General features: G+C 32.4%; 26 protein-coding genes. 12 read left to right on the forward strand and 14 right to left on the reverse strand.

The window, feature by feature from the left end:
- Window positions 1-14: 14 nt before the first annotated feature.
- From miaA to V6624_RS13545, 7 genes are all read right to left on the reverse strand, one after another.
- A complete protein-coding gene (gene miaA, locus V6624_RS13515; protein WP_111290230.1) occupies window positions 15-944 on the reverse strand; it encodes a tRNA (adenosine(37)-N6)-dimethylallyltransferase MiaA in 930 nt (309 codons plus the stop codon).
- A gap of 154 nt (window positions 945-1,098) precedes the next feature.
- The gene (locus tag V6624_RS13520) at window positions 1,099-1,938 is read right to left on the reverse strand and encodes an ion transporter (RefSeq protein WP_111290232.1); all 840 of its coding nucleotides are present in this window, start codon (window positions 1,936-1,938) and stop codon (window positions 1,099-1,101) included.
- 28 nt (window positions 1,939-1,966) lie between these two features.
- Window positions 1,967-3,328, reverse strand: coding sequence for an exonuclease domain-containing protein (locus V6624_RS13525; protein WP_111290234.1), 1,362 nt, complete (start codon window positions 3,326-3,328; stop codon window positions 1,967-1,969).
- Between the two features lie 49 nt (window positions 3,329-3,377).
- Window positions 3,378-4,031: a YggS family pyridoxal phosphate-dependent enzyme gene (locus tag V6624_RS13530; RefSeq protein WP_338838943.1), complete on the reverse strand. Its 654-nt coding sequence runs from the start codon at window positions 4,029-4,031 to the stop codon at window positions 3,378-3,380.
- A gap of 14 nt (window positions 4,032-4,045) precedes the next feature.
- A complete protein-coding gene (locus tag V6624_RS13535; RefSeq protein ID WP_338838944.1) occupies window positions 4,046-4,939 on the reverse strand; it encodes a 3-hydroxyacyl-CoA dehydrogenase family protein in 894 nt (297 codons plus the stop codon).
- Between the two features lie 94 nt (window positions 4,940-5,033).
- Complete coding sequence (locus tag V6624_RS13540; protein WP_095927680.1) at window positions 5,034-5,999, reverse strand: Gfo/Idh/MocA family protein; 966 nt, start codon at window positions 5,997-5,999, stop codon at window positions 5,034-5,036.
- Between the two features lie 110 nt (window positions 6,000-6,109).
- Window positions 6,110-7,111 carry an RDD family protein gene (locus V6624_RS13545; protein ID WP_338838945.1) on the reverse strand — a complete coding sequence of 334 codons (1,002 nt, stop codon included), beginning with the start codon at window positions 7,109-7,111 and terminating at the stop codon, window positions 6,110-6,112.
- 119 nt (window positions 7,112-7,230) lie between these two features.
- Between V6624_RS13545 and V6624_RS13550 the strand changes: the two genes are divergently transcribed.
- Window positions 7,231-7,872, forward strand: coding sequence for a protein-L-isoaspartate(D-aspartate) O-methyltransferase (locus V6624_RS13550; protein ID WP_111290244.1), 642 nt, complete (start codon window positions 7,231-7,233; stop codon window positions 7,870-7,872).
- Window positions 7,873-7,902: 30 nt separating this feature from the next.
- On the opposite strand, the gene V6624_RS13555 is transcribed toward V6624_RS13550, so the two are convergent.
- The 3 genes from V6624_RS13555 to smpB all read right to left on the reverse strand — a co-directional run bounded on the left by V6624_RS13555 (window position 7,903) and on the right by smpB (window position 10,169).
- Complete coding sequence (locus V6624_RS13555) at window positions 7,903-8,904, reverse strand: helix-turn-helix domain-containing protein (protein ID WP_338838946.1); 1,002 nt, start codon at window positions 8,902-8,904, stop codon at window positions 7,903-7,905.
- 86 nt (window positions 8,905-8,990) lie between these two features.
- The gene (locus tag V6624_RS13560; RefSeq protein ID WP_111290248.1) at window positions 8,991-9,629 is read right to left on the reverse strand and encodes a hypothetical protein; all 639 of its coding nucleotides are present in this window, start codon (window positions 9,627-9,629) and stop codon (window positions 8,991-8,993) included.
- 84 nt (window positions 9,630-9,713) lie between these two features.
- On the reverse strand, window positions 9,714-10,169 hold the full coding sequence (smpB, locus tag V6624_RS13565; RefSeq protein WP_111290250.1) for an SsrA-binding protein SmpB: 456 nt from the start codon (window positions 10,167-10,169) through the stop codon (window positions 9,714-9,716).
- 141 nt (window positions 10,170-10,310) lie between these two features.
- Here smpB and V6624_RS13570 point away from each other — a divergent pair, with 141 nt between their 5' ends.
- Together V6624_RS13570 and V6624_RS13575 are read left to right on the forward strand one after the other, a co-directional pair.
- The gene (locus tag V6624_RS13570; RefSeq protein ID WP_338838947.1) at window positions 10,311-10,949 is read left to right on the forward strand and encodes a hypothetical protein; all 639 of its coding nucleotides are present in this window, start codon (window positions 10,311-10,313) and stop codon (window positions 10,947-10,949) included.
- A gap of 109 nt (window positions 10,950-11,058) precedes the next feature.
- Window positions 11,059-11,283, forward strand: coding sequence for a VF530 family DNA-binding protein (locus V6624_RS13575; protein ID WP_111290254.1), 225 nt, complete (start codon window positions 11,059-11,061; stop codon window positions 11,281-11,283).
- Between the two features lie 2 nt (window positions 11,284-11,285).
- On the opposite strand, the gene V6624_RS13580 is transcribed toward V6624_RS13575, so the two are convergent.
- The 3 genes from V6624_RS13580 to V6624_RS13590 form a co-directional block, all read right to left on the reverse strand.
- Entirely contained in the window at window positions 11,286-11,840 is a 555-nt protein-coding gene (locus tag V6624_RS13580) for a DUF3575 domain-containing protein (protein WP_111290256.1), read from the reverse strand.
- A 107-nt stretch (window positions 11,841-11,947) separates the two neighbouring features.
- A complete protein-coding gene (locus V6624_RS13585; protein ID WP_111290258.1) occupies window positions 11,948-12,496 on the reverse strand; it encodes a GNAT family N-acetyltransferase in 549 nt (182 codons plus the stop codon).
- A 12-nt stretch (window positions 12,497-12,508) separates the two neighbouring features.
- Complete coding sequence (locus tag V6624_RS13590; RefSeq protein WP_111290260.1) at window positions 12,509-13,360, reverse strand: aldose 1-epimerase family protein; 852 nt, start codon at window positions 13,358-13,360, stop codon at window positions 12,509-12,511.
- Window positions 13,361-13,546: 186 nt separating this feature from the next.
- Between V6624_RS13590 and V6624_RS13595 the strand changes: the two genes are divergently transcribed.
- Entirely contained in the window at window positions 13,547-15,808 is a 2,262-nt protein-coding gene (locus V6624_RS13595) for a M1 family metallopeptidase (protein WP_111290263.1), read from the forward strand.
- Between the two features lie 100 nt (window positions 15,809-15,908).
- On the opposite strand, the gene V6624_RS13600 is transcribed toward V6624_RS13595, so the two are convergent.
- Window positions 15,909-16,076, reverse strand: coding sequence for a hypothetical protein (locus tag V6624_RS13600; protein ID WP_162615021.1), 168 nt, complete (start codon window positions 16,074-16,076; stop codon window positions 15,909-15,911).
- A gap of 201 nt (window positions 16,077-16,277) precedes the next feature.
- On the opposite strand from V6624_RS13600, the gene V6624_RS13605 reads away from it, so the two are divergent.
- The 8 genes from V6624_RS13605 (at window position 16,278) to V6624_RS13640 (ending at window position 24,278) form a co-directional block, all read left to right on the forward strand.
- Window positions 16,278-16,913 (forward strand): GNAT family N-acetyltransferase, encoded by a 636-nt coding sequence (locus tag V6624_RS13605; protein WP_202001541.1) that lies wholly within the window; start codon window positions 16,278-16,280, stop codon window positions 16,911-16,913.
- 64 nt (window positions 16,914-16,977) lie between these two features.
- Entirely contained in the window at window positions 16,978-18,171 is a 1,194-nt protein-coding gene (locus tag V6624_RS13610) for an argininosuccinate synthase (RefSeq protein ID WP_111290267.1), read from the forward strand.
- Window positions 18,164-18,613, forward strand: a complete 450-nt coding sequence (locus V6624_RS13615) for a hypothetical protein (RefSeq protein ID WP_111290269.1) — start codon at window positions 18,164-18,166, stop codon at window positions 18,611-18,613. The genes V6624_RS13610 and V6624_RS13615 overlap by 8 nt, the downstream gene beginning before the upstream one ends.
- 41 nt (window positions 18,614-18,654) lie before the next feature.
- Window positions 18,655-19,632 (forward strand): N-acetyl-gamma-glutamyl-phosphate reductase, encoded by a 978-nt coding sequence (gene argC, locus V6624_RS13620; protein ID WP_111290271.1) that lies wholly within the window; start codon window positions 18,655-18,657, stop codon window positions 19,630-19,632.
- Between the two features lie 78 nt (window positions 19,633-19,710).
- Complete coding sequence (locus tag V6624_RS13625; protein WP_111290273.1) at window positions 19,711-20,850, forward strand: aspartate aminotransferase family protein; 1,140 nt, start codon at window positions 19,711-19,713, stop codon at window positions 20,848-20,850.
- Window positions 20,851-21,010: 160 nt separating this feature from the next.
- Window positions 21,011-22,204: a glutamate-5-semialdehyde dehydrogenase gene (locus tag V6624_RS13630; protein ID WP_239455756.1), complete on the forward strand. Its 1,194-nt coding sequence runs from the start codon at window positions 21,011-21,013 to the stop codon at window positions 22,202-22,204.
- A 221-nt stretch (window positions 22,205-22,425) separates the two neighbouring features.
- The gene (gene proB / locus V6624_RS13635; protein ID WP_338838950.1) at window positions 22,426-23,187 is read left to right on the forward strand and encodes a glutamate 5-kinase; all 762 of its coding nucleotides are present in this window, start codon (window positions 22,426-22,428) and stop codon (window positions 23,185-23,187) included.
- A 143-nt stretch (window positions 23,188-23,330) separates the two neighbouring features.
- Entirely contained in the window at window positions 23,331-24,278 is a 948-nt protein-coding gene (locus V6624_RS13640; protein ID WP_338838951.1) for an N-acetylornithine carbamoyltransferase, read from the forward strand.
- Window positions 24,279-24,304 lie beyond the last annotated feature (26 nt).

The following is a 24,304-nucleotide window of genomic DNA, read 5'->3' on the forward strand; positions in this document are numbered from 1 at the left end:
GCTAATTTTAGATTTTAGATTGATGATTTTAGATTTTCTTCGATGCAATGAATAATCTCATTTCTGTCGGTCGAATAATCAAACCATTTGGTGTTTTCATTTCGTTTGAACCACGTTAACTGTCTTTTAGAAAATCGGCGTGTGTTCTTTTTTATTTCTTCAATTGCGAATGGCAAAGTGAATTCTCCGTCAAAATAACTAAATAATTCTCTATAACCGACCGTTTGTAAAGCATTTAACTCTTTGTTGGGATAAAGTGATTTGGCTTCTTCCAGTAATCCCATATTGATCATGATATCGACGCGTTGGTTGATTCTGCTATAAATAATTTCTCTGTCGGCGTCTAAGCCAATTAAAATAGGAGTGAAGTTTCTGTTGTTTTTCTTCAAATTTAGAAATGAAGAATATGGTTTTTGTGATCCTATGCAAACTTCTACAAAACGCATCATTCGTTGAGGGTTTTGTAATGTCTGCGGATTTTCTATTGTTATTTTTTGATAATAATCTGGATCTAAATTTTGTAATTGCTCTTGAAGATATTCGATTCCAAGTTTTTCGTAATTTGAATTTACTTCAGATCGAACTTCTGGATTTATTTCTGGAAATTCATCAAAGCCTTTTAAAATAGCGTCAACATATAAACCAGAACCACCAATTAAAATTGCAAAATCATCATTTTGATATAATTCTTCGAGTTTTGAAAGTGCTTCTTTTTCGTAATCGCCAACGGTATAATTTTCAAAAATGGATTTGTTTTGAATAAAATGATGTTTCGCTGCGTTTAATTCTTCCTGACTTGGAACGGCGGTTCCAATAGTCATTTCTTTAAAAAACTGACGGCTGTCGCAAGAAATAATTTCGCATTTAAAATGTTGTGCCAAAGCAATGCTTAAGGCGGTTTTACCGATAGCTGTTGGTCCGACAATGGTGATTAGGTACTTCATATTTTTTAGCCCAGATGGAAATGGAAACCCCGGACTTATATTTGTTTGTTTTTTTTGGAATAAAAGAGCGACCAGCGGAAGCTCCTTTTATGACTTTAAAAAAACAACAAAGATAAGGAGGAGTTGCAATGTACAGCTGGATTAGCTTCTTATTTTAATTATTTGGCAATTCTGTTCCGCATTGATAACAATATTTTGCGTTATCAAAATGGACTTGAGACTGGCATTTTCTGCATGTTTTTTTACTGTTTACAGCATTGTTTTTTAGACTGCTTTTTGCAAATTCGGCTGTGACAATTCCTGTTGGAACAGCAATTATTCCGTAACCTAAAATCATTACAAATGCTGCAATAAATTGTCCTAAAGGAGTTTGCGGAGAAATATCTCCATAACCAACTGTTGTCAAAGTAACAATTGTCCAATAAATTCCCATTGGAATACTTGTAAATCCTGATTCTTTTCCTTCAACCAAATACATTATTGAGCCTATAATTATGGTGCTGATTAAAACGAAGTAAATAAAAACTAGAATTTTTTCTTTACTTGCATCAATGGCTTCTTTTAATTGTAAAGATTGATGATTGATTTGCGGAATATGTAAAATTTTGAACAATCGAAGAAAACGTAATGCTCTTACGATTGATAAAATACTTGCACCAGGAAAAAAGATCGATAAATACATTGGTAATACGGCTAATAAATCGATGATTCCGTAGAAGCTGAAAATGTATTTTATTGGTTTTTGAATGGAGATAATTCTCAGAATATATTCAATAGTGAAAAATATCGTAATTATCCATTCGCAAATCAGTAATTGGTCGTGATATTTAGAACTGATTCCTTGAACAGTATCAAGCATTATTAAAAGAACACTCAGCAAAATCAAGCCCAAAAGAATTAAATCGAACATTCGTCCTAAGATGGTGTCGGTGCCATAAAGGATGATTTTGATTTTTTCTCTGAAGTGCTCGTATTTTGATTTTTTGTTTTTCATATCTAATAAGATGATGAAAGATTATATTTTAAAAATTAAGAATCTTTAATGACTTGCTTTTGCGGATGTAGCTTTGAATAATGTTCTTTACATCTCTGTTGTGCTGCATTGGGATCAGAATGTTTTTGAGTATATCAATATTTGTGATTTGATAATTTAAATCGTAATAAGCATAACCTTTGTAAGTTCCGTTTTCGATTAAAATCGCACTTCTTTCATTTATATTTCGGCCTCTGTCGATTAAGATCATGCTTTTATTTTCGAAACTGTTTTCTGAGATAAACTGCTGTACTCTTAAATTGTAAACTTCTGATGTAACTTCGCCAATACAAGCGCCGTCGCATTCTTTGATTTTATATTGAAAGCACTCTTTTTTGGTTTGATATAAACCGGTTAATTTTTGGCACAAATGATACTTTGTTGTAAATCTAAAAAGTGCATTTTTGCCTTCCTGTAAAGAAGCAAAAGATGTAATTTCTTTTTTACGTCCGTCTGCTTTTTCCAGTTTTAAATTGATATATCCGTTTGTATCTTTTTCAGCATATAATGCGAAAGGAAAAACGGTTTTCTTTTGCGAACGATTATATCTAGGACGATTGATTTTTACCTCTTGACTTTCTTTTAAAAGCGCAATTAGTTCGCTTCCAGTTTCATCGTATGTTATGGTGAAAACTTCAGCCTGAATTCTTTTGCTTTTGGTTGTAATTCCAGTAAAATGCTGATTGACTCTTTTTTTGATATTTTGGCTTTTGCCAATATAAATCAAAGTTCCACCTTCATTGTAAATATAATAAACGCCAGTTTTGGTTGGCATTTGGCTTAAAATGTCCAAGAATTTTGGAGAAATTCCTTTTTCGACTTCGAGTTTTATAAAATCTTTTACGATCGTTTTCTCTGTGTCTTTCTCCAAAAGCATTTTAAACAGCTTTGTCGTTGCCATAGCGTCTCCGCTCGCACGATGTCTGTCTGCCATTGGAATTCCGAGTGCACGAACTAGTTTTCCTAAACTGTATGAAGGTTGTTCTGGAATTAATTTTTTTGCTAATTCTACAGTACAAAGTGTTTTAGCTTCGAAATCGTAGCCTAAACGGCGAAATTCTGTTCTAAGGATTCTGTAATCAAAAGAAGCATTATGGGCCACAATTACGCAGTCTGAAGTAATTTCTATAATGCGTTTGGCGATTTCGTAAAACTTTGGAGCAGAACGCAACATTGCATTATTTATTCCAGTCAGTTTTACTACAAAGGGCTGAATCGGAATTTCAGGATTAACAAGGCTGATGAATTGATCAACTACTTCATGCCCATCAAATTTGTAGATAGCAATTTCGGTAATTCCCTCTTCATTAAATTGTCCCCCAGTGGTTTCTATGTCTAGTATTGCGTACAAATTCAGTATTCAGTCTCAGTTTTTAGTAATCAGTTAAAATCTATGGTAATTATCTTCCTCCAAAAATGCTGCTTCCAATTCTAACCATTGTGCTTCCGCATTCTATGGCCAATTGATAATCACCAGACATTCCCATTGAAATTGTTTTTAAATCAACAATTTGCAGTTTTTGGATAGAATCAAAAATAGATTTTAAATGTGTGAATTCTTTCTTTATTTGGTTTTGGTCTTCGGTAAAAGTAGCCATTCCCATTAAACCTAAGATACGAATATTTTTCAATTCTGTGAACTCTGTAGAAGTTAAAAGTTCATTTAGTTCATTTTCGTCCAAACCAAATTTAGATTCTTCTTCTGCAATGTATATTTGAAGAAGACAATCTATAATTCTATTGTTTTTTAAAGCCTGTTTATTTATTTCTTGTAATAATTTCAAACTGTCAACACCATGAATCAAAGTGATATACGGTGCCATAAATTTGACTTTATTCGACTGAACATGACCAATCATATGCCATTGGATATCTTTTGGCATTTCTTCCCATTTTTCAGTCATTTCCTGAATTTTGTTTTCTCCAAAAATGCGCTGACCTGCTTCATAAGCCTGCATCAAGTCTGAAACAGGTTTTGTTTTTGAAACAGCAACGAGAGTTACGTGTTCAGGTAATGAAGTTTTAATTGTATTTAAATTCGATTGAATCGACATGATGTTTTCTTTATTTATGAAAGAATAAACTGCTTCGAGATTTTCTCTGCTTTTTTACTTTCGCTGTAATCGTAAAAACCTTCACCAGATTTCACTCCTAGTTTTCCAGCTCTAACCATATTAACTAAAAGTGGGCAAGGAGCATATTTTGGATTTTTGAATCCGTCGTACATTACATTTAAGATTGCTAGACAAACGTCAAGACCAATAAAATCAGCTAATTGAAGAGGTCCCATTGGGTGTCCCATTCCTAATTTCATTACGGTGTCAATTTCGTAAACTCCTGCAACTTTGTTGTATAACGTTTCGATTGCTTCGTTTAGCATTGGCATTAAAATTCTATTTGCTACGAAACCAGGATAATCATTTACTTCAACAGGAACTTTACCTAATTTTTCAGATAAAGTCATGATAATTTTAGTTACTTCATCACTTGTATTGTATCCGCGGATGATTTCGACCAATTTCATAATTGGCACCGGATTCATAAAGTGCATTCCGATAACGCGTTCTGGATGTGCTACAACAGCTCCAATTTGTGTAATTGAAATTGAAGAAGTATTGGTTGCTAAAATGGTATTATGTGAGCAATATTCGTTTAATTGTTTGAAGATGTTTAGTTTTAATTCAACATTTTCAGTTGCAGCTTCAACTACTAAATCTACTCCAACAACTCCGTCTTTTAAGTCAGTATACGTGATAATATTAGTGATTGTTTTAGCAACATCTTCCTGAGTAATTGTTCCTTTAGACAACATACGATCTAAGTTTGCCGCAATAGTTGCCATTCCTTTATCTAATGATTTTTCAGAAACATCGATTAATTTTACAGTAAATCCGCTTTGTGCAAAAGTATGCGCAATTCCATTCCCCATTGTTCCTGCTCCAATTACAGCTATTGTTTTCATATTACTTTTAGTATATTATATTTTACAATTTAGCCACGAATTCACAATTTTATCGCGAATTTCGTGGCTAATTTTATTTTTAAAATTCTTTAAATTATTTATCGAAACAATCAATAATTTGATAAGCCACACGCAAAGCATCTGTAGCTTGCTCAAGTGTTACAACTGGCGTAGTATCTGTATTAATTGCATTTGCAAAAGATTCTAATTCGTCCAAAATAGCATTATTTTGCTCAACATCAGGATTAGTGAAATAGATTTGTTTTTTTACACCTTCAGCATTTTGAAGAATCATATCAAAATCTCCAGGAACTTCTGGCGCATCTTTCATACGAACCACTTCGCATTTCTTTTCTAAAAAGTCAACAGAAATGTAAGCGTCTTTTTGAAAGAAACGAGATTTACGCATATTTTTCAACGAAATTCTGCTTGCCGTTAAATTGGCAACACAGCCATTTTCGAATTCGATTCTGGCATTGGCAATATCTGGAGTATCACTAATTACAGATACACCACTGGCGTGAATATCTTTTACTTTTGAATTAACGACACTTAAAATAGCGTCAATATCATGAATCATTAAATCTAAAACCACAGGAACATCTGTACCACGCGGGTTAAATTCTGCCAAACGATGTGTTTCTATAAACATCGGATTTTCGATCATGTTTTTTGTAGCAATAAAAGCGGGATTAAAGCGCTCTACGTGACCAACTTGTCCTTTTACATTGTATTCTTTTGCTAAAGCAATAATTTCTTCGGCTTCTTCTACAGTGTTGGCAATTGGTTTTTCGATAAAGATATGTTTTCCAGATTTGATCGCAACCTTTGCACATTTGTAGTGTGAAAGTGTTGGAGTTACAATATCAATCACGTCGACAGCGTGAATAAGTTTTGCAATTGTGCTGAAGTTTTTATAGCCAAACTCTTTTGAGATTCTTTCGGCATTTTCTTGATTTTCGTCGTAAAATCCAACTAATTCGTATTTGTCAGATTGTTGTAATAAGCGTAAATGTATTTTACCAAGATGACCAGCACCTAAAACTCCTACTTTTAACATGAGAATGTATTTTAAACAAAAATATAATTTATTTGTTGAACGTGAAAATGAAAGCTACAAAGATTTAGTGATTTGATAATTTAAATTAATCTCACTTATGTTTTTATTAATTAATAAAAATCTCTGTTAAACATAGTGAAGTAGACAACTAAAAGTATTCCGAATGAGATTGCTAAAAATTGCGTATATAGATCTTCAATTTTGCGGTTTGTTTTTTTATTGACAACATAAGTGTCTGAATAATCGTCGTGTAAATTTTTCCCCATTAGAAAAGAGAAACTTTCAAACGGAAAAAATCGAAGTAATGTTCGTTTCAGAATCATTTGAAAACTTGGTGAATTTCCTTCTTCATCTGTTATATAACATGATGTCATAAATTTTGCAGGAGTAGTTTTGAAAATAGATTCAAATAATAGATAATATATAAATTTAACGGCCCAAAAGAATACTATGCTAGCAAATTGTTCACCAAAAGCACTTTTGAAATAGCTGAAAAAAGTCATTATGTCGTTACGTCGATCTGCGTATTCGATATATCCAAAAACAATTACAAGTATGATGAAAGAATCGATGAATAAATTTAAAAAGCGTTTTGTGTTTGATGCGTTTTCAAGGGCGCTTTCGGTTATTTGAATATCATCTTCAATTACTTTGTGATTTAGCTCTTTGGTTAGGAATTGGTAGGAGATGAAAATGTACAATAGCGTTATTGTGATATAAGAAACACTGTAAATATTTAGTTTTTCCAAATTAAAAAGAAGAATAAAAGAGACTATTTTTGTTATAGAATCTAAAAATACTAAACAATAATTGAAAGCTAATAGTTTGGTTTCTTTGTATTTTGAAAAATAATAAATTAAAGTACCCAAAAGGAAAGTTAAAATAAAAAACAAATTTACAAGTCCTAGGGAAATAGTGCCACCTGGTGTGCCATGAATTACGTATCTAGGTATATAAATGTCCATTCCTGCAAAGCCATATGGCTGAATGTCTAATAGTATAAAATTTAAAAATTCCGTAACATCTTCAAAATCATAAAAAACAAAAAAAAAGGATTTTAAAATCCCCATTAGTGAAAAAAGTAGAGATAAGGCAAGTATAGTTTTCTTCATAAAAGATTAGATTTCATTTAGGTTAGTACATAAATCAAAAATAGAAATTAAATCATAAAAAAGTAGTTGACTTTTGATAATTTGTTTTCTTATTTTTGCGAAAATAAAACCTACCCATTTTGAAAGATACAGCTAAACATCAAGGACTTCGTAATCAATTAGTAACGACTTTAGAGCAAAAAGGAATTACTGATAGAGCGGTTTTGGATGCGATAAAAAAAATTCCAAGACACCTTTTTTTGAATTCAAGTTTTGAAGATTTTGCCTATCAAGATAAAGCATTTCCTATTGGTGCGGGACAAACCATTTCTCAGCCTTATACAGTGGCTTTTCAGTCGCAATTGCTTGAAATTAAGAAAGATCACAAAGTTTTAGAAATCGGGACAGGTTCTGGTTATCAGACCGCTGTTTTATTTATGCTAGGCGCTAAAGTATTTACGGTCGAAAGACAAAGTGAATTATTTAAAACAACATCTAATTTGTTTCCAAAATTAAATATCCGTCCAAAGCACGTTTCTTTTGGAGATGGCTACAAAGGATTGCCAAATTTTGCTCCGTTTGACAGTATTATAGTTACGGCGGGCGCGCCATTTATTCCGCAGCCGTTAATGGCTCAATTAAAAATAGGAGGAAGACTTGTTATTCCGCTTGGAGAAGATGTTCAGATTATGACTTTATTAATCAGGAAAAACGAAACTCAATTCGAAAAACATGAATTTGGAGAATTTAGATTTGTTCCTTTATTAGAAGATAAAAATTAATAAGAAAGCCCGTTTTTAAGCGGGCTTTTTTTATGAAGTCAATTCTATTGCTTTATCTAAATTTTGTTTTTCAATTTTTAGAACATAATTAATAAAAATCGATTTGTCATTTTTGTTTTGACTTTCTTCTATTGAAAATAAATATTCATTTTTACTCTTGATATTTCCTTCTGCCACAACGTAAACATAATTGTTTAGTAGTAAAATCATATTTAGAACCAAATTAGCTATTTGAATATTTCCATTTTCAAAAGGATTTATTGTAATTATTTTTAAATGCGCTTCTGATGCAAGGATTATGGGGTGAAGATTGTTTTTTTGTGTTTCATACCAATTAAAAAACAAGTTCATTTCCTTGATAATCAAAGAATCATTTTTATATTTTCCTGAGTTTTTATCTATTCCCTTAAAGATTAAATTGTGAAGAAAAAGCAATTCCTTTTCACTAAATGCCATTTTCTTTTGGCTTAAATCTTTTATATGCAAAGTTGCCTCTTGAAAGTTAATAGCTTCAAGATGTTCTTCCATGCTTTTCCCTAAAACAGTGCTTCCGTCATTAATAACAGATTTAGTTTCTTCTTGTGTTAGAGAATTTCCATTTAAGTAGATACTTTTGTAAATGAAATCTAATTCTAAAGTCTTATGGATTTGACGTAATTGTAAATGATTGAAAGATTGAATTTTATTTTTTAATGTTTCAATTTCATCTAAAATAATTTGATTGGAAGATATTATTGCTGAGTTGATCTCTTTTCTGTTGTTTTGAATTTCCTGTTCGGCTAAAAGAAGGGCCTTTAGAGCAAATTCTTCATCACCAATTTCATAAAAAATCTTTTCTTTGAGCCATGCAATCATTAATGTTTCGTAATCAATTTCTAGTAGTTGAGAAAGTTTGATTATCTGATCTTTTGTTGGTTTTCGAGTGCCAGATTCAAATTTGCTAATCAAAGCCTGATCAATACTGGCAAGCTGTGCTAACTCACGAGTTTTTAATCCTTTTTGTTCTCTAGCATTTTTTAAAAGCGATTTCATTTAATGAAAAATTTAGTCTTGACAAAAATAGTCAATTTTTTAAACAAAAGAAAAGCAGCATTTTAGAATACTGCTTTTTTGATATTTTAGTTTGGCGGAAGCGAACCATCCTTTCTCATCTCTTTTACAACCGCCTGCATAATTGCATCGACAGTTTGGCCTAAATCGGTAACGTATTGAGATTCTGTTGTTCCAGTCCAGATTAATTTGTTTTGTTTTAAAGAAAACACATTGGTTTCTACCATATAAGATGTAGTTTCTTGGTAATACCCTGGATCATAGAAGGCAGGAGAGTACATTCCGTACCAGTTCCCAAATCCATATCCGTACATTCCTGTATACATTCCGTCAAATCCGCCGTAGTACATTCCTGTATAGGTGCCAGGAACGTAATTAACTTCTTTTTCTTTGCTGACTAAGCGCATACTAACAACGCCGTCAAAGTTCTCGTCTTGTAAAATTTTTAGTTTTTGTTCTTGTGTTAATTGTGAAGTTGCATTAAGATATTGATAAGAAGTTTTGAATACTGGATTACTCGCAGCAATTCTGTTCTCGGTAATTCTTCTTGAGGCTTCATCTTTGACTAAAGCAACAACCAAAACTTTTTTAAAATGTTCCTGAGTAATAGTAACGTCAGGATCTCTCCAGCTGTTTACAATAGAAGTATTACTGCCACAACTTGATAACGCTGCAATAGCGAAAAACAAAACGAAGTACTTTTTCATATTTTACAGTTAAATTGGTTACAAGTAAAAATAACTATAAAATATTAATAAATAGAGGTTTAGGTAAAAATTAAAAAAGCTTTTTTAATTAAAAGCTTTTTTAATACGGTCTAAATCTCGTTTAGTATCTTGTTCTTTTAGAGATTCGCGTTTATCGTAGTTTTTCTTTCCTTTACAAAGACCAATCTGTAATTTGGCTAATCCTTTCTCATTTGTAAACAATTTCAAAGGAATAATAGTCAATCCTTTAGCTTGAACACTTTTATGAAGTGTTTTTAATTCTTTCTTATTAAGAAGAAGTTTTCGTTCGCTTCTAGATTTATGATTGAACTGATTTCCAAATGAATATTCTTCAATGTAAGTGTTGATGGCAAAAAGTTCCATGCCGCTAAATTCACAAAAGCTTTCTGTGATATTCGCTTTTCCTAAACGTATAGATTTTATTTCGGTGCCTGCTAAAACAATTCCAGCAGTGTATGTATCGATTATTTCGTAATCGAATCGCGCTCTTTTGTTAAGTATATTGACTGATTTTATCATAGCTGCAAATGTAAGACAAAATTGAAAAATTTTATGATGGCTAAGATAATTAAAGTTTTTTTTTAATCTATGATTTTAATCAGTTCCAACAGAAAAGCTTACTTCTAAGTTTGTCTCATAATTTCAAAAACAAATTTAATAATGAAAAAAATTGTAACGCTAGTCGGCGTTGTAATTATGGGCTTAACCGCTAAAGCCCAGGATTCAACTCAAGGACTAAAAGGAGCTTGGTTTGTAACATCTCAATTTGGATATCAGCAGACTAAAACAGCAGACGCTAAAAACACCACTTTATCAGTATTGCCAATTGTTGGAACGTTTGTTACGCCTTCAGTTGCAGTAGGTGCAGCAGTTGGGTATATTAATATTAAAGCTGATTCTGATGCAGGAACGGCGGCTAAAACAGATTTAATTGTTGCTCAGCCTTTAGTGAGAAAATATTGGAATATTGCAAGTTCGCTTTATTTCTTTGGACAAGTAGCTGTGCCAATTATTACAGGTAAGGAGAAAGAAAGTGAATTAAAAGTAAACCAAGTTGGGGTGTCTTTATCTGGTGGATTGGACTATTTTGTAACAAAAAATTTCTCTGTAGAGTTCTCTTATGATTTGGCAAACTTTACATCAACAACTATCGATCCTAAAACTGGAGACAAAACTACAGTTACCAATTTTGGTTTAGCACACGTTGCAAATGTAGATCCGTTTTATAATACCGCTTTAGCGGGAAGTAACCCAAATTTGACTTCTCCTATTTCTGTTGGATTTAAATTCGTATTCTAATTTATTCTTTGATTTGATTATCGTAAAATTCAATTTAGTAATTTTACAAAAAGAAAAGACCGTACTTTTCATAGTACGGTCTTTTTGATTATTATTTAAAAAGTATAAAATGCAAAATCAATCTAAAGATCCTCTTCACGGAATCACACTTCAAAAAATTGTCGAAATTTTAGTCGATTATTATGGCTTTGATACTTTAGGAGAATTAATTCCAGTTAAATGTTTTATTTCAAATCCGAGTGTGAAATCAAGTCTTACTTTTTTAAGAAAAACAGATTGGGCTCGTAAAAAAGTAGAAGAACTTTATATTAAAACACTTCCTAAGCTTAATTGATCTTATAATTTATAAGATATCATAACGCCTCCACGATAAGGAAGCCATTCACCACTTTTGTTCCAGTGAACTGCTTTTTCATATCTGCCTGGAGTTCCGTCATTATAATATCCGTGATAAAATCCTTGATGCCATCCGCCACCTACAAAAAAGTCAAGTAAAAATTTATCGTTTAATTTTAAGTTGTAACCAACTGTAGCTCCAATTCTGTAACCGAAACCATCTTCATAGCGGTTGCTGTCCCAATAATTCCATTTTTGTAATTCGTACTTATCTGCACCTACATGTGCTCCAGCATAAAAACCATTATATTTTTCTTTAAAATGGTAACGAACTTCTGGAGTTACAGTAACAAATTTCATAGGACTATGACCATTGAAAGATTCCCAGAAAGAAGCCATCACATCGGCGCTAAAGGTAGTTTTTTCTCCAATGCTTGTTTCAATTCCGATATTTGGAACTAAAAATAAGGCTGTAGCACCATTAAATTTTACAAAAGTCTGACTTTGTAATTGTAGACAGAATAAAAGAACAATTAAGGCGGGTATTTTTTTCATAAAAATGTTTTGGATTCAAAACAGCTTTTTAGCTGATTTTGAGCGCAAATATAACGTATAATGCTTTATATCTATTGCCTGTAAGATTATTTAACAGGAATAAAATCTTACTTTTCTAATAATGAATAAATTACCTTGTCAAGAAATTTTCCTTCCCAAAATTCTGCTTCTCTTAAATGAGCTTCTTTTACAAATCCGCATTTTTGTAATACTTTTTCTGAGGCATAATTTTCTGGATCAATTACAGCCTCAATCGAATGCAATTTTAGATCTCCAAAGCCATATTTGATAAGTTCCTTTACAGCTTCTGGAATAATTCCTTTTCCATGAAAATCAGGAGAAAGCATATAGCCTATTTCAGCACGATAATTTTCAGGTTGCATTCTATAAAAACCCATAATTCCTAGTAATTTGGGATTGCCTTTAAGTCTAACTCCCCAATTTATACCAGTATTGTTTTCAATTTTTTCATTAATCATATTAATATGTTCCAAAGCATCTTCGTAATTTTTTACTAAAGGCCTCGGAATATATTTCATCGTTTCAGGATTAGAACGAAGTTCAAAAACTTCATTTACATCTTTTTCTGAAATTCTGTCTAAAATTAAGCGTTCTGTTTCTATTATCGGAAACGGAGAAAAATTGAAATCCAACATTATGTCTTAAATTTATAATATAGTAATACTAAATTTTGCTTGAAAGTCTTTATTTTCTTCTAAAGTTAAAATCCCTTCTTTTTCATATAAATCACCTGAATTTTCATCAGTATCGGAATAACCTAGCCAAGGCTCTATACAGACAAACGGTGCGTTTTCTTTTGTCCAGATTCCTAAACTTGGAAAATCTTTATAATCAACTTTTACATAAGGTTTTAAATCTTTAAGAATTGTCAAAGATTTTGATTCTAAAGCTTTAAAAATCAAAGCATCATTTTTAAATAACTCATAATTTAAAGGAACTAAATTATCTTTTGTCTCTAAGATTTTAGTCTTAGACGAAATCAAATCATTTTCAAGAAGATAATACTTTAAATTTTCTTCTTTTTCGAATTTAAAAGCATAATCTTCAAAATTACCTGGAACTGCAATTGCCGGATGTGCACCAATTGAAAAAGGCATTTTCTCTTTTCCTTTATTAATCACTTTATATTCTAAGTCTAATGAACTTTCATTTAGAGTATAAATAAGCTGTAATTCAAATTCAAAAGGATATTTCTGCAATGTTTCTTCAGAAGATTTAAGAGAGAAAATCGCTTTGTTTTCTGTTTTTTCAATCAAATCAAATTCCATATCACGAGCAAAACCGTGACGTGGCAAATGATATTCTTTTCCATTAATTCTATAAGTATTGTTTTTCAAAGTTCCTACAATTGGAAAAAGAACAGGGGAGTGTTTGCCCCAAAAATCAGGATTTCCTTCCCAGATATATTCATTGTTTTGATTGTCTTTTATAGAAAATAATTCTGCTCCAGCATGTTTTATGGAAGCTTTTAATGTTGAATTTGAGATTGTTGTCGTCACAGTTGTAAAATGTAAAGTGGATGTCTTTTATAGAGATGTAAATATATTTTATAAAATTTAGTTTTTTAAGAAAAAGACTGAAATTATTTTATTGATAAAATTTTGCTAAAATTGAATTTATGTTTTGAAATTTCTCTGCGAATAGCTTTTTTTTTCATTAATTTGCTACATAAACAGCTAAAAAATATGAAAAAGCAATCTGCAAAAGCCTTTTTAACCGCGGCTTTATTTTTTGGGATTTCTTCTGTTTGGGCGCAGCAAACTCCGTCAGCAACAGCAACTAATCCAGTAAATAACTATAATTACCATGACGCCTTTGGTCCTCATTTTTACACAAAAAACGGAACTTCAACTCGTACTGCAAGTGGTCAGCCAGGAGTAGAATACTGGCAGAACAGAGCCGATTATCAAATTACGGCAAAATTAAATGGAACTACAAATGAAATTGTTGGTACAGACGAAATTACCTATACTAATAATAGTCCAGATAAATTATCATTCCTTTGGCTGAATTTAGACCAGAACTTATTTAAAGACGATTCTAGAGGAAATGCTCTTGTACCTTTAACAGGAAGCCGTAATGGAGCTCAAGGACAGGTTTTTGATGGCGGTAACAAAATAAAATCTGTAAAAGTAGTTTCTGGCAAAACAGAAGTTAATGCAAAATATATTGTTACAGATACTAGAATGCAGATTTTCCTTCCTCAGGAATTGGCTGCAAAAGGAGGTTCAGTAAAAGTAAAAATCGAATTCTCTTTCACTGCACCTTTTGAAGGATCTGACAGAATGGGAGTTCTGGAAACTAAAAACGGAAAAATCTTTACTATTGCACAATGGTATCCGCGTATGTGTGTGTATGATGACGTGAGAGGTTGGAATACTCCTCCTTATTTAGGTGCTTCTGAGTTTTATTTAGAATATGGAGATTTTGATGTTAAACTTACAGTGCCAGGAAATCATTATGTTGTAGCTTCTGGAGAATTATTAAACGGTCAGGAAGTATTTTCTGCTGAACAATTAAAAAGATATAAAGAAGCATCTAACAGTGATAAAACAGTTATGATTCGTACAGCTTCTGAAGTTGCAGCAACAGCAAGTGCTAATGCAGGAACTGAAAAAACATGGCATTATAAAATCAAAAATGCACGTGATTTCTCTTGGGCATCATCTTCAGCTTTCATCTTAGATGGAGCAAAAATTAATCTTCCAAGCGGTAAAAAATCTTTAGCATTATCTGCTTATCCAGTTGAAAGTGATGGTCGTGATGGTTACGGACGTTCGACAGAATATGTAAAAGCATCAATTGAGCATTATTCTAAACAATGGTTTGAATATCCTTACCCAGCAGCTACAAACGTTGCAGGAAATGAAGGAGGTATGGAATATCCAGGAATTGTTTTCTGCGGATGGGAATCTAAAGGACAAGATTTATGGGGTGTTACAGATCACGAATTTGGGCACATTTGGTTCCCAATGATTGTTGGTTCTAATGAAAGATTATTTGGATGGATGGATGAAGGTTTTAACACTTTTATCAACTCATTAAGCACAGCAGCATTCAATAATGGCGAATACAAAGAAGATCCAACAGATTTGCATCATCAAGCTGAAGCATTTACACGACCTGATTTAGAAACTATTATGAGCTCGCCTGATAATATGAAAGAAGCCAACATTGGTATGTTGTGTTATTTCAAACCAAGTGCAGGTTTAGTAATCTTAAGAGAACAGATTTTAGGGAAAGAGCGTTTTGATATTGCTTTTAGAACTTACATTGAGCGTTGGGCTTACAAACATCCACAGCCAGACGATTTCTTCAGAACTATAGAAAACGTTGCGGGAGAAGATTTAAGCTGGTTCTGGAGAAGCTGGTACGTAAACAACTGGCGTTTTGATCAAGGAATTAATTCAATTAAATATGTGAAAAATGATCCTGCAAAAGGAGTGGTAATCACAGTTGAAAATTTTGATAAAATGCCAATGCCGATTGTTTTAGATGTTAAAACAAAAAGCGGAAAAGTATCAAGAGTTAATTTACCTGTAGAAATCTGGCAAAGAAATAATTTTTGGTCTTTCAAACACAATTCTACTGAAGAAATTGAAAGTATCACTTTAGATCCAGATCATGTTTTCCCTGATAATAATGAGTCAAATAATGTTTGGACAGCGGGAAAAGGAAAGGTTGAAAAAGATCTTGTTTTAGATGCGTATTTAGGTAGTTATATTAATGCAAGATCTCCTTTAACGGTTGAATTGACAGAAAAAAATAGCACTTTAAATGCAGAACTTCCAAATTATCCAAAATTTACTTTAAGTCCTGTTGCAAACGAAAAAGATACATTCGAATCGGCTAGAGCTGGATTAAAATTTAAGTTTAACGAAGCAAAAACTGGTTTCGATATGATACTTATAGATAATGGACAAGTAATTCCGTTTACGAAAAAGTAAAATTTTAAAAACATAATATATTTAAAACCCGATAATTAGAAATAATTATCGGGTTTTGTTTTTCTGTATATTCACAAAACGTAAAAAAAATGTTAGAATTTTAATTTTTTGTTTTGTAAATAAAAAAATAATGTACTTTTGCACCGATGAATAAAATAAGTTTACATATAACTTCTTTGTCACGGACAAACTCACCGATTACTTCTCCCGAAGTACGGACACTATCTCTATAGTGTTCACTGAGTTTTATAGCCGTATATTTATTCATATCCATTTTTCATTTTGAAATCACATAATTTGTCCACTGGACAAACACATCCTAAAAGTATTTATTATTTTGTAGATTTTCTTAATCAATGTTTTGATTTTGAGAATGTTACTTCTTTTATGCTTAATTTTATTGGATTCAATTCTGGATTTCAAGCGAATCAATATGCTTTAATTTTTAACTCTAACTTCAATAATTGAAATGAAGATCTCTATTGTTGTAACTCAAGAAGAACATTTTAAGTATGCGCAGGAAATCTGCGATACCATAGAATCATCTGCCTTATTAAGAGGTACGGGGATTGCTAAAAGAACTCCTGAGTACATTCAGAAAAAAATGGCAAATGGTGATGCAATGATTGCTTTGGCAGACGGAAAATTTGCAGGTTTTTGCTATATAGAAAGCTGGCAGCACGGAAAATTTGTTGCTCATTCTGGATTAATTGTACATCCAGATTATAGAAGTCATGGTTTGGCAAAAAAAATAAAATCGAAAGTTTTTGATTATTCTTTGAAGAGATTTCCAGATGCTAAAATCTTTGGTATTACAACTGGTTTGGCAGTTATGAAAATTAACTCTGAATTAGGTTATAAACCAGTTCCGTTCTCAGAATTAACAACCGATCCAAGTTTTTGGGCAGGCTGTAAAACCTGTACGAACTTCCCGATTTTACAAAGCAAAGAAAACAAAATGTGCCTTTGTACAGGAATGTTATACGATCCAAAAGAAAAACAAAAAACACCACCAAGACATCCTTTTAACGAGGCTGTTTTAAACAGACTTAAAAAAATTAAACAAGCTTTATTCTTAAATAAAATCTTGTCATTATTTGTCTAAGTCAAATTAATTAGAAAAAATCTCAAACTGCTAAATACGAAAGTATTAGCCAAAATTATAAAAAATGAAAAAAGTAGTATTAGCTTATAGCGGAGGATTAGATACCTCGTATTGTTTGAAATATTTAAAAAATGAAAAAGGATACGAAGTTCACACTGTTCTTGTTGACACAGGAGGATTTTCTGCTGAAGAATTAACAGCTATTGAAAAAAGAGCTTACGAATTAGGAAGTGCACAACACGCTAACTTAACAATTTTAGATAAATATTACGATAAAGCTATCAAATACTTGATTTTCGGAAACGTATTAAAAAATAATACTTACCCATTATCAGTAAGTGCAGAGCGTGTTTTTCAGGCAATTGAAGCTATAAAATATGCAAAAAAAGTAGGAGCAACAGCAATCGCTCACGGAAGTACTGGTGCAGGAAACGACCAAATTCGTTTCGATTTAATTTTCCAGACTATTGCTCCTGAAATCGAAATCATTACTCCAATTAGAGATTTAAAATTATCAAGACAAGAAGAAGTTGATTATTTAGCTCAAAACGGAGTTCACTATTCTTGGGAAAAAGCACAATATTCTATCAATAAAGGACTTTGGGGAACAAGTGTTGGAGGAAAAGAAACTTTAACTTCAAGTCAGCCATTGCCAAGTGAAGCTTATCCTTCACAATTGCAAAAAGAAGGTGAAGAAAAAGTAACACTTCATTTTGAGCAAGGAGAATTAGTTGGTTTAAACGGAAAAACGGATAAACCATCAAACAATATTGTAGCTCTTGAAAAACTGGCAAGTGCTTACGCAATTGGTAGAGATATTCACGTTGGAGATACTATTATTGGAATTAAGGGAAGAGTTGGTTTTGAAGCTGCTGCACCATTAATTATCATCAAAGCACACCATTTGTTAGAGAAACACACTCTTGGAAAATGGCAACAATACTGGAAAGAACAATTAGGAAACTGGTACGGAATGTTATTTCACGAAGGTCAATTCTTAGATCCAGTTATGAGAAACATTGAAACTTTCTTGCAAGACACACAAAAAACAGTAAACGGAACGGTTACAGTTTCATTAAAACCATACCATTTCTCACTTGACGGAATCGAATCTGAAAACGATTTGATGAACACAGGTTTTGGTCAATACGGAGAAATGAACAATGCTTGGACATCTGACGATGCAAAAGGATTTATTAAAATTCTTGGAAATGCACAAAACATATTCTCATCTGTAAATCAATTAGATCATGATTAATTGTGATGAATTATTCAAAAATAAAATTAATTTGAAAACAAAGGTATTTTTTTTACTTCCATTTTTCTTAATGTTTTTTGGATGTTCAAATGATAATGATGCGAAGCCAGAAAAAGAAACTTTGAAGGCAATTACTTATGAAGTTTTATTATTTGAATATACACCAGATACTGGTAACAATACATCTAGGCTACGCTATGAGATAAAGTTTACTAATCCTAATAATGTTGCTGTAAAAGGAAATTATAAGATAACATATAACGCTGATGGACTTATTTTAACTCCTATCAGAAGAGCACCTAACGACGACCCTTATGATAAAATTGGAGCAAATTCCTTTTATACCGCTAGTTATGATGTTGAAACTGCATTAAATCCAACATTAGGAACTATTAAATCAATAAAATTTTTATCCGCTGAATTCGTTCTTGCGGATTTATAAAAATCAAAGATTTTTTACAGAATCTTAAAAAAAATAAAACTATGATTAATGTCGGAATAATTGGTGGTTCAGGCTACACGGCTGGAGAACTCATCAGAATTTTAATGTATCACCCCAACGTAAACATCGATTTTGTTTACAGTACAACAAACGCTGGAAAACCGCTTTCTGTGGCGCACCACGATTTGATGGGCGATATTGAAATGAATTTCACAGCTGAAATCAATCCAAATGTGAATGTTGTTTTCTTGTGTTTAGGTCACGGAAAATCGATTTCATTTTTGAAAGAAAATCAGTTTGCAAGTCATACTAAAATCATCGATTTAGGAAATGATTTCAGATTAAATAAAGACGCTCATTTTGAAGGAAAAGATTTTATTTACGGATTGCCTGAAATCAATAAAGCCGAAATCAAAAAAGCAAATTATATCGCAAATCCAGGTTGTTTTGCAACAGCTATTCAATTGGCTTTATTGCCTTTAGCTGAACATAATTTATTGAATAATGATGTTCATATTAATGCAACAACTGGAAGTACAGGAGCAGGAGTAAGTCTTTCAGAAACTTCTCATTTCAGTTGGAGAAACAACAATATGTCGCATTATAAAGCTTTTGAACATCAACATTTAGGAGAAATCGGAGAAAGTTTAGTACAGTTACAAGACGATTTTGACAGTGAATTGCTTTTTATTCCGAATAGAGGAGATTTTCCAAGAGGAATTTTTGCCACGCTTTATACATTATGTGATGATAGTTTGGAACAATTAGTTGCGAAATACGAAGATTTCTATAAAGATGAACCTTTTGTAACCGTTACCACAACAAACATCAACATGAAGCAAGTGGTGCAAACGAATAAATGTATCATCAGTTTATTGAAAAAAGGAAACCGGGTTTTAATAACATCGATTATAGATAACTTAACCAAAGGTGCTTCAGGACAAGCGATTCAAAACATGAATTTAATGTTCGGTTTAGAAGAAACCACAGGTTTACATTTGAAACCAAGCGGATTTTAATAATAGTTTCAAGTTTAAAGTTTCATGTTGCAAGTTAACTTGAAACATGAAACCTGAAACAAAATAAACAAAAAACACATGAACTTATTCAACGTTTACCCATTATACGACATAACTCCAGTAAAAGCAGTAGATTGTACAATTATTGACGACAAAGGAGTAGAATATTTAGATTTATACAGCGGACACGGTGTGATTTCTATCGGACACACACAGCCAGATTATGTAGCAAAATTGAAGAATCAATTAGATCATTTAGGATTTTATTCGAATGCCATTCAGAATCCTTTACAGGTGGAACTGGCTCAGAAATTAGGAAAACTTTCTGGTCTTGAAGATTACGAATTGTTTTTATGCAGTTCTGGAGCTGAAGCCAATGAAAATGCTTTAAAATTAGCTTCTTTCCATAACGGAAAATCTAGAGTTGTCGCTTTTGATAATTCTTTCCATGGCAGAACTTCTGCAGCGGTTGCTGTTACTGATAATAAGAAAATTGTTGCGCCGATTAACGCACAGCAAGTTGTTACTTTTTTACCTCTAAACCAAATTGAATTGGTTGAAGCTGAATTGGCTAAAGGTGATGTTACAGCAGTAATTATTGAAGGAATTCAAGGAGTTGGAGGTTTAGATCAAGGAACAACTGAGTTTTTTCAGGCTTTAGAAAAAGCATGTAAAAAACACGATGTTGTTTTAATTTTAGATGAAGTGCAATCAGGATACGGTAGAAGCGGAAAATTCTTCGCTTTCCAGCATCACGGAATCAACGCAGATATTATCTCCGTTGCAAAAGGAATGGGGAACGGATTTCCAGTTGGAGCCATTTTAATTTCTCCAAAATTTGAAGCAAGTTTCGGATTATTAGGAACAACTTTCGGTGGAAGCCATTTATCTTGTGCAGCTGGAATTGCAGTTTTAGATGTAATCGAAAAACTAGATTTGCAAAAAAATGTAAACGAAGTTTATGAATATTTCCTAGAAAAAATCAAAGAAGTTGACGGAATCAAACAAGTAAAAGGAAAAGGCTTAATGCTTGGAGTAGAGTTTGATTTTGATGTTGCAGCTTTAAGAAAGAAATTAATCATTGAAAAACACATTTTTACAGGAAGTGCGAACAATAAAAATCTATTAAGAATTTTACCGCCATTAACAGTAAAAAAATCTGATATCGATACGTTTGTAAAAGCTTTAAAAGAAAGTTTAGAAGAATTAAAAAGCTAAAACTCACGATATCCTAACAGGTTTCCAAAACCTGTTAGGTATGTAAAAACTAAACTTGGAAATATTCAAGGAGCAAACCTAACAGGTTTTTAAAACCTGTTAGGATGAATAAAGTTTCGTAAAAAGAAACAACCAAAAAACAACCAAGCAACTAGAAATTATGAATCCATTATCAATTGAAAAACGTAATGCGGTTTTGCGGACTATGGCAAAGCTGGTCGAGCAGGAACGGAATCAGATTATCTTGACCAATCAAGAAGATCTTGCTGATTACGACGGCTCAGATTTAGCGATGGAAGAACGCTTAAAAGTAGATGATAAAAAAGTTGACGAAATGATTTTATCATTAAACCAATTAGCATCTCAAGAAGATCCAGTTGGCGTTGAGCGTTTTCATTTTACTCATGATAATGGAATAAAAGTGGTGAATAAAACCGCAGCTTTCGGAACGATTTTAATCATTTATGAATCTCGCCCAGACGTTACAATCGAAGCAGGTGGAATTGCTTTTAAATCTGGAAATAAGATTTTATTAAAAGGAGGAAAAGAGTCTTTAAAATCAAATCTGAAAATTGTAAGTCTTTGGCATAAAGCCTTAGAAGAAAACGGAGTTTCAAAAGATTGGGTGGAATATCTGAATTATAACAGAACAGAAACTCAGGCATTCTTAGAAAAGCCAACTCAAAAAGTTGATTTAATTGTTCCAAGAGGAGGAGAAAAACTAATTGAGTTTGTAAAAGCACATGCAACTTGTCCTGTTATTGTAAGCGGACGCGGGAATAATTTTGTTTACGTTCATGAAAAAGCAGATACTGATTTGGCTTTGAAAGTAATTTTAAACGCTAAAACTGCTAAAATTTCAGCTTGTAATGCTTTAGATAAAGTTTTAATAGATTCTAAACTGCCTAATTTTGAAGGTTTCACAGCAATGCTGATTGAGGCTTTAATAGAAGCAAAAGTGGAAGTTATTGTAGATAAATCATTAGAGAATTTCGAAAATACGAAAACACTTCAAAACGAAGATATTTGGTACGAAGAGTTTTTAGATTATAAAATTGTAATTGGAACCATCGATTCTCAGGATCATGCAATCGATATGATTAATAAATACTGTGGAGGACATTCTGCAGCAATTATTACAAGAGACGACGAAACGGCACAACAATTTATGGAAGCAATAGATGCTGCAGCAGTATACCAAAATGCCTCAACCCGTTTTACAGACGGCGGACAATTTGGACTTGGTGGCGAATTAGCAATAAGTACTGATAAACTGCATCAAAGAGGACCAATTGGTTTACAGCATTTAGTAACCAATAAATGGTACGTTTACGGAGAAGGACAAATACGATAATTGTAGATTTTAGAGTTCAGATTTTAGATTGATGATTAACGATTTTTAATTTCAGATTTATTGGAATTTGGTCCCGAGGCTTCGGGATAAAAATTGGAATTTAACTATAGATAAAGCTTTGCGAACTTAGCGTTTGTAAACACAAAGAATGCAAAAAACCTTGCGCCCTTTGCGTTAAAATAACTTAGTGCTTTAGCGCCTTCGTGGCAAAAACAAAAAACATGGCAAAAAAACGGATTTTATTAAAAATAGGAAGTAATACTTTAACTAAGGAAACCAATCATATTTCGCGGGGAAAGATTGAAGACCTCGGAATACAGATTGCAGCTTTAAACGACGAGTATGAATTTATCATAGTGAGTTCGGGAGCAATTGCGGCGGCAAAGCAGTTTGTAAAGCTTGACAATCAAGATAAAGATGTTTTTGTAAAACAAGCTTTAGCTTCCATAGGACAGCCTCATTTAATGCGGATTTACAATGAAAATTTCAAAGATCTAGGATTAAATACCTCGCAGTGTTTACTTTCTTATTCTGATTTCGAAAAAGAACAGACCAAAAAGAATATTGTAAATACGATTAATGTATTGGTTAAAAACAATTATATCCCGATTATCAATGAAAATGATACCGTTGCCACAGATGAGATTAGGTTTGGAGATAATGATAAATTAGCGGCTTTAACAGCAGTTCTTTTAAATGTTGATATTCTCATAATTGCCACCAATACAAACGGAATTTATACGAAAGAATCTATTCACGATGAAAATCCAGAAACTATAAAATTGGTAAGTGATTTAAAATCGCTCGAGAAAGAAATCGGAGATTCAAAATCATCACACGGAACAGGAGGAATGCAATCTAAAATTGAAGCGGCCGCAATTTCAAAAGCAGCCAATATAGAAACTTGGATCGTAAATGGATTAAATGATAATTTTATTTTGAAGGCATTAAAAGACGAAATTCCTTTTACTAGGATTGTGTAAAAAGGTTTAATTGTTTAATCGTTAATTCGGTTAATCGATTAGTAAAAGAACATAAAAAAACAAAAATGGATAAAAGTTAGATTTGTTTAAGCAGTAAAACGATTAAACAAATCAACGATTAACCGATTAAACAATAAAAAACAATGAACTACATCTCAATAAAAGAAATTAACTCATTATCAAAATGGGTAAAACAAGCGATTAAAATCAAAAAGAATCCGCTTAAAAATCAAAGTTTAGGAAAAAATAAAACTCTTGGAATGTTATTCTTCAATCCGAGTTTAAGAACGCGTTTGAGCACTCAAAAAGCGGCTATGAACTTAGGAATGAACGTTATGGTAATGAATTTTACCAACGAAGGCTGGACATTAGAATTCGAAGACGGAGCCGTTATGAATTCTGGCGCTTCAGAACATATCAAAGAAGCAGCAGAAGTGGTTTCTCAATATTGTGATATTATCGCAATTCGTGCTTTTGCAGGTTTAGTTGACAAAGAAAAAGATTATCAGGAAACTGTAATTTCAGGATTTTTGAAATATGCTACAGTGCCAATTGTAAATATGGAAAGTGCTGTTCGTCACCCGTTACAATCTTTGGCAGATGCGATTACAATGGAAGAATTCAAAACAAAACACAAACCAAAAGTAGTACTTTCTTGGGCACCGCATCCAAAAGCTTTGCCTCAGGCAGTTGCGAATTCATTTGTAGAAATGATGCAAATGCAAAAAGATATGGATTTTGTAATCACGCACCCAGAAGGTTACGAATTAAGTCCAGAAATCACAAAAGACTGTACAATCGAATACGATCAAAACAAAGCTTTCGAAAATGCTGATTTCGTTTACGTAAAAAACTGGAGTAATTTCAACGATTACGGAAAAGTAACCAACAGCGATCCAAATTGGACAGTAACGGCTGAAAAAATGGCTTTAACCAACAACGGAAAATTCATGCACTGTCTTCCGGTTCGTCGTAACGTAATTGTAAGCGACGAAGTTTTAGACGGAGAAAATTCAATCGTAATTGAACAGGCAAATAACAGAACGTATTCAGCACAATTAGTTTTACAGAAGATTTTGAAGAAATTGTAATTTTTTTAGAGTTGCTAAGATTCTAA

The organism is Flavobacterium ginsenosidimutans, from assembly GCF_037478105.1.
Lineage (GTDB): Bacteria > Bacteroidota > Bacteroidia > Flavobacteriales > Flavobacteriaceae > Flavobacterium > Flavobacterium ginsenosidimutans.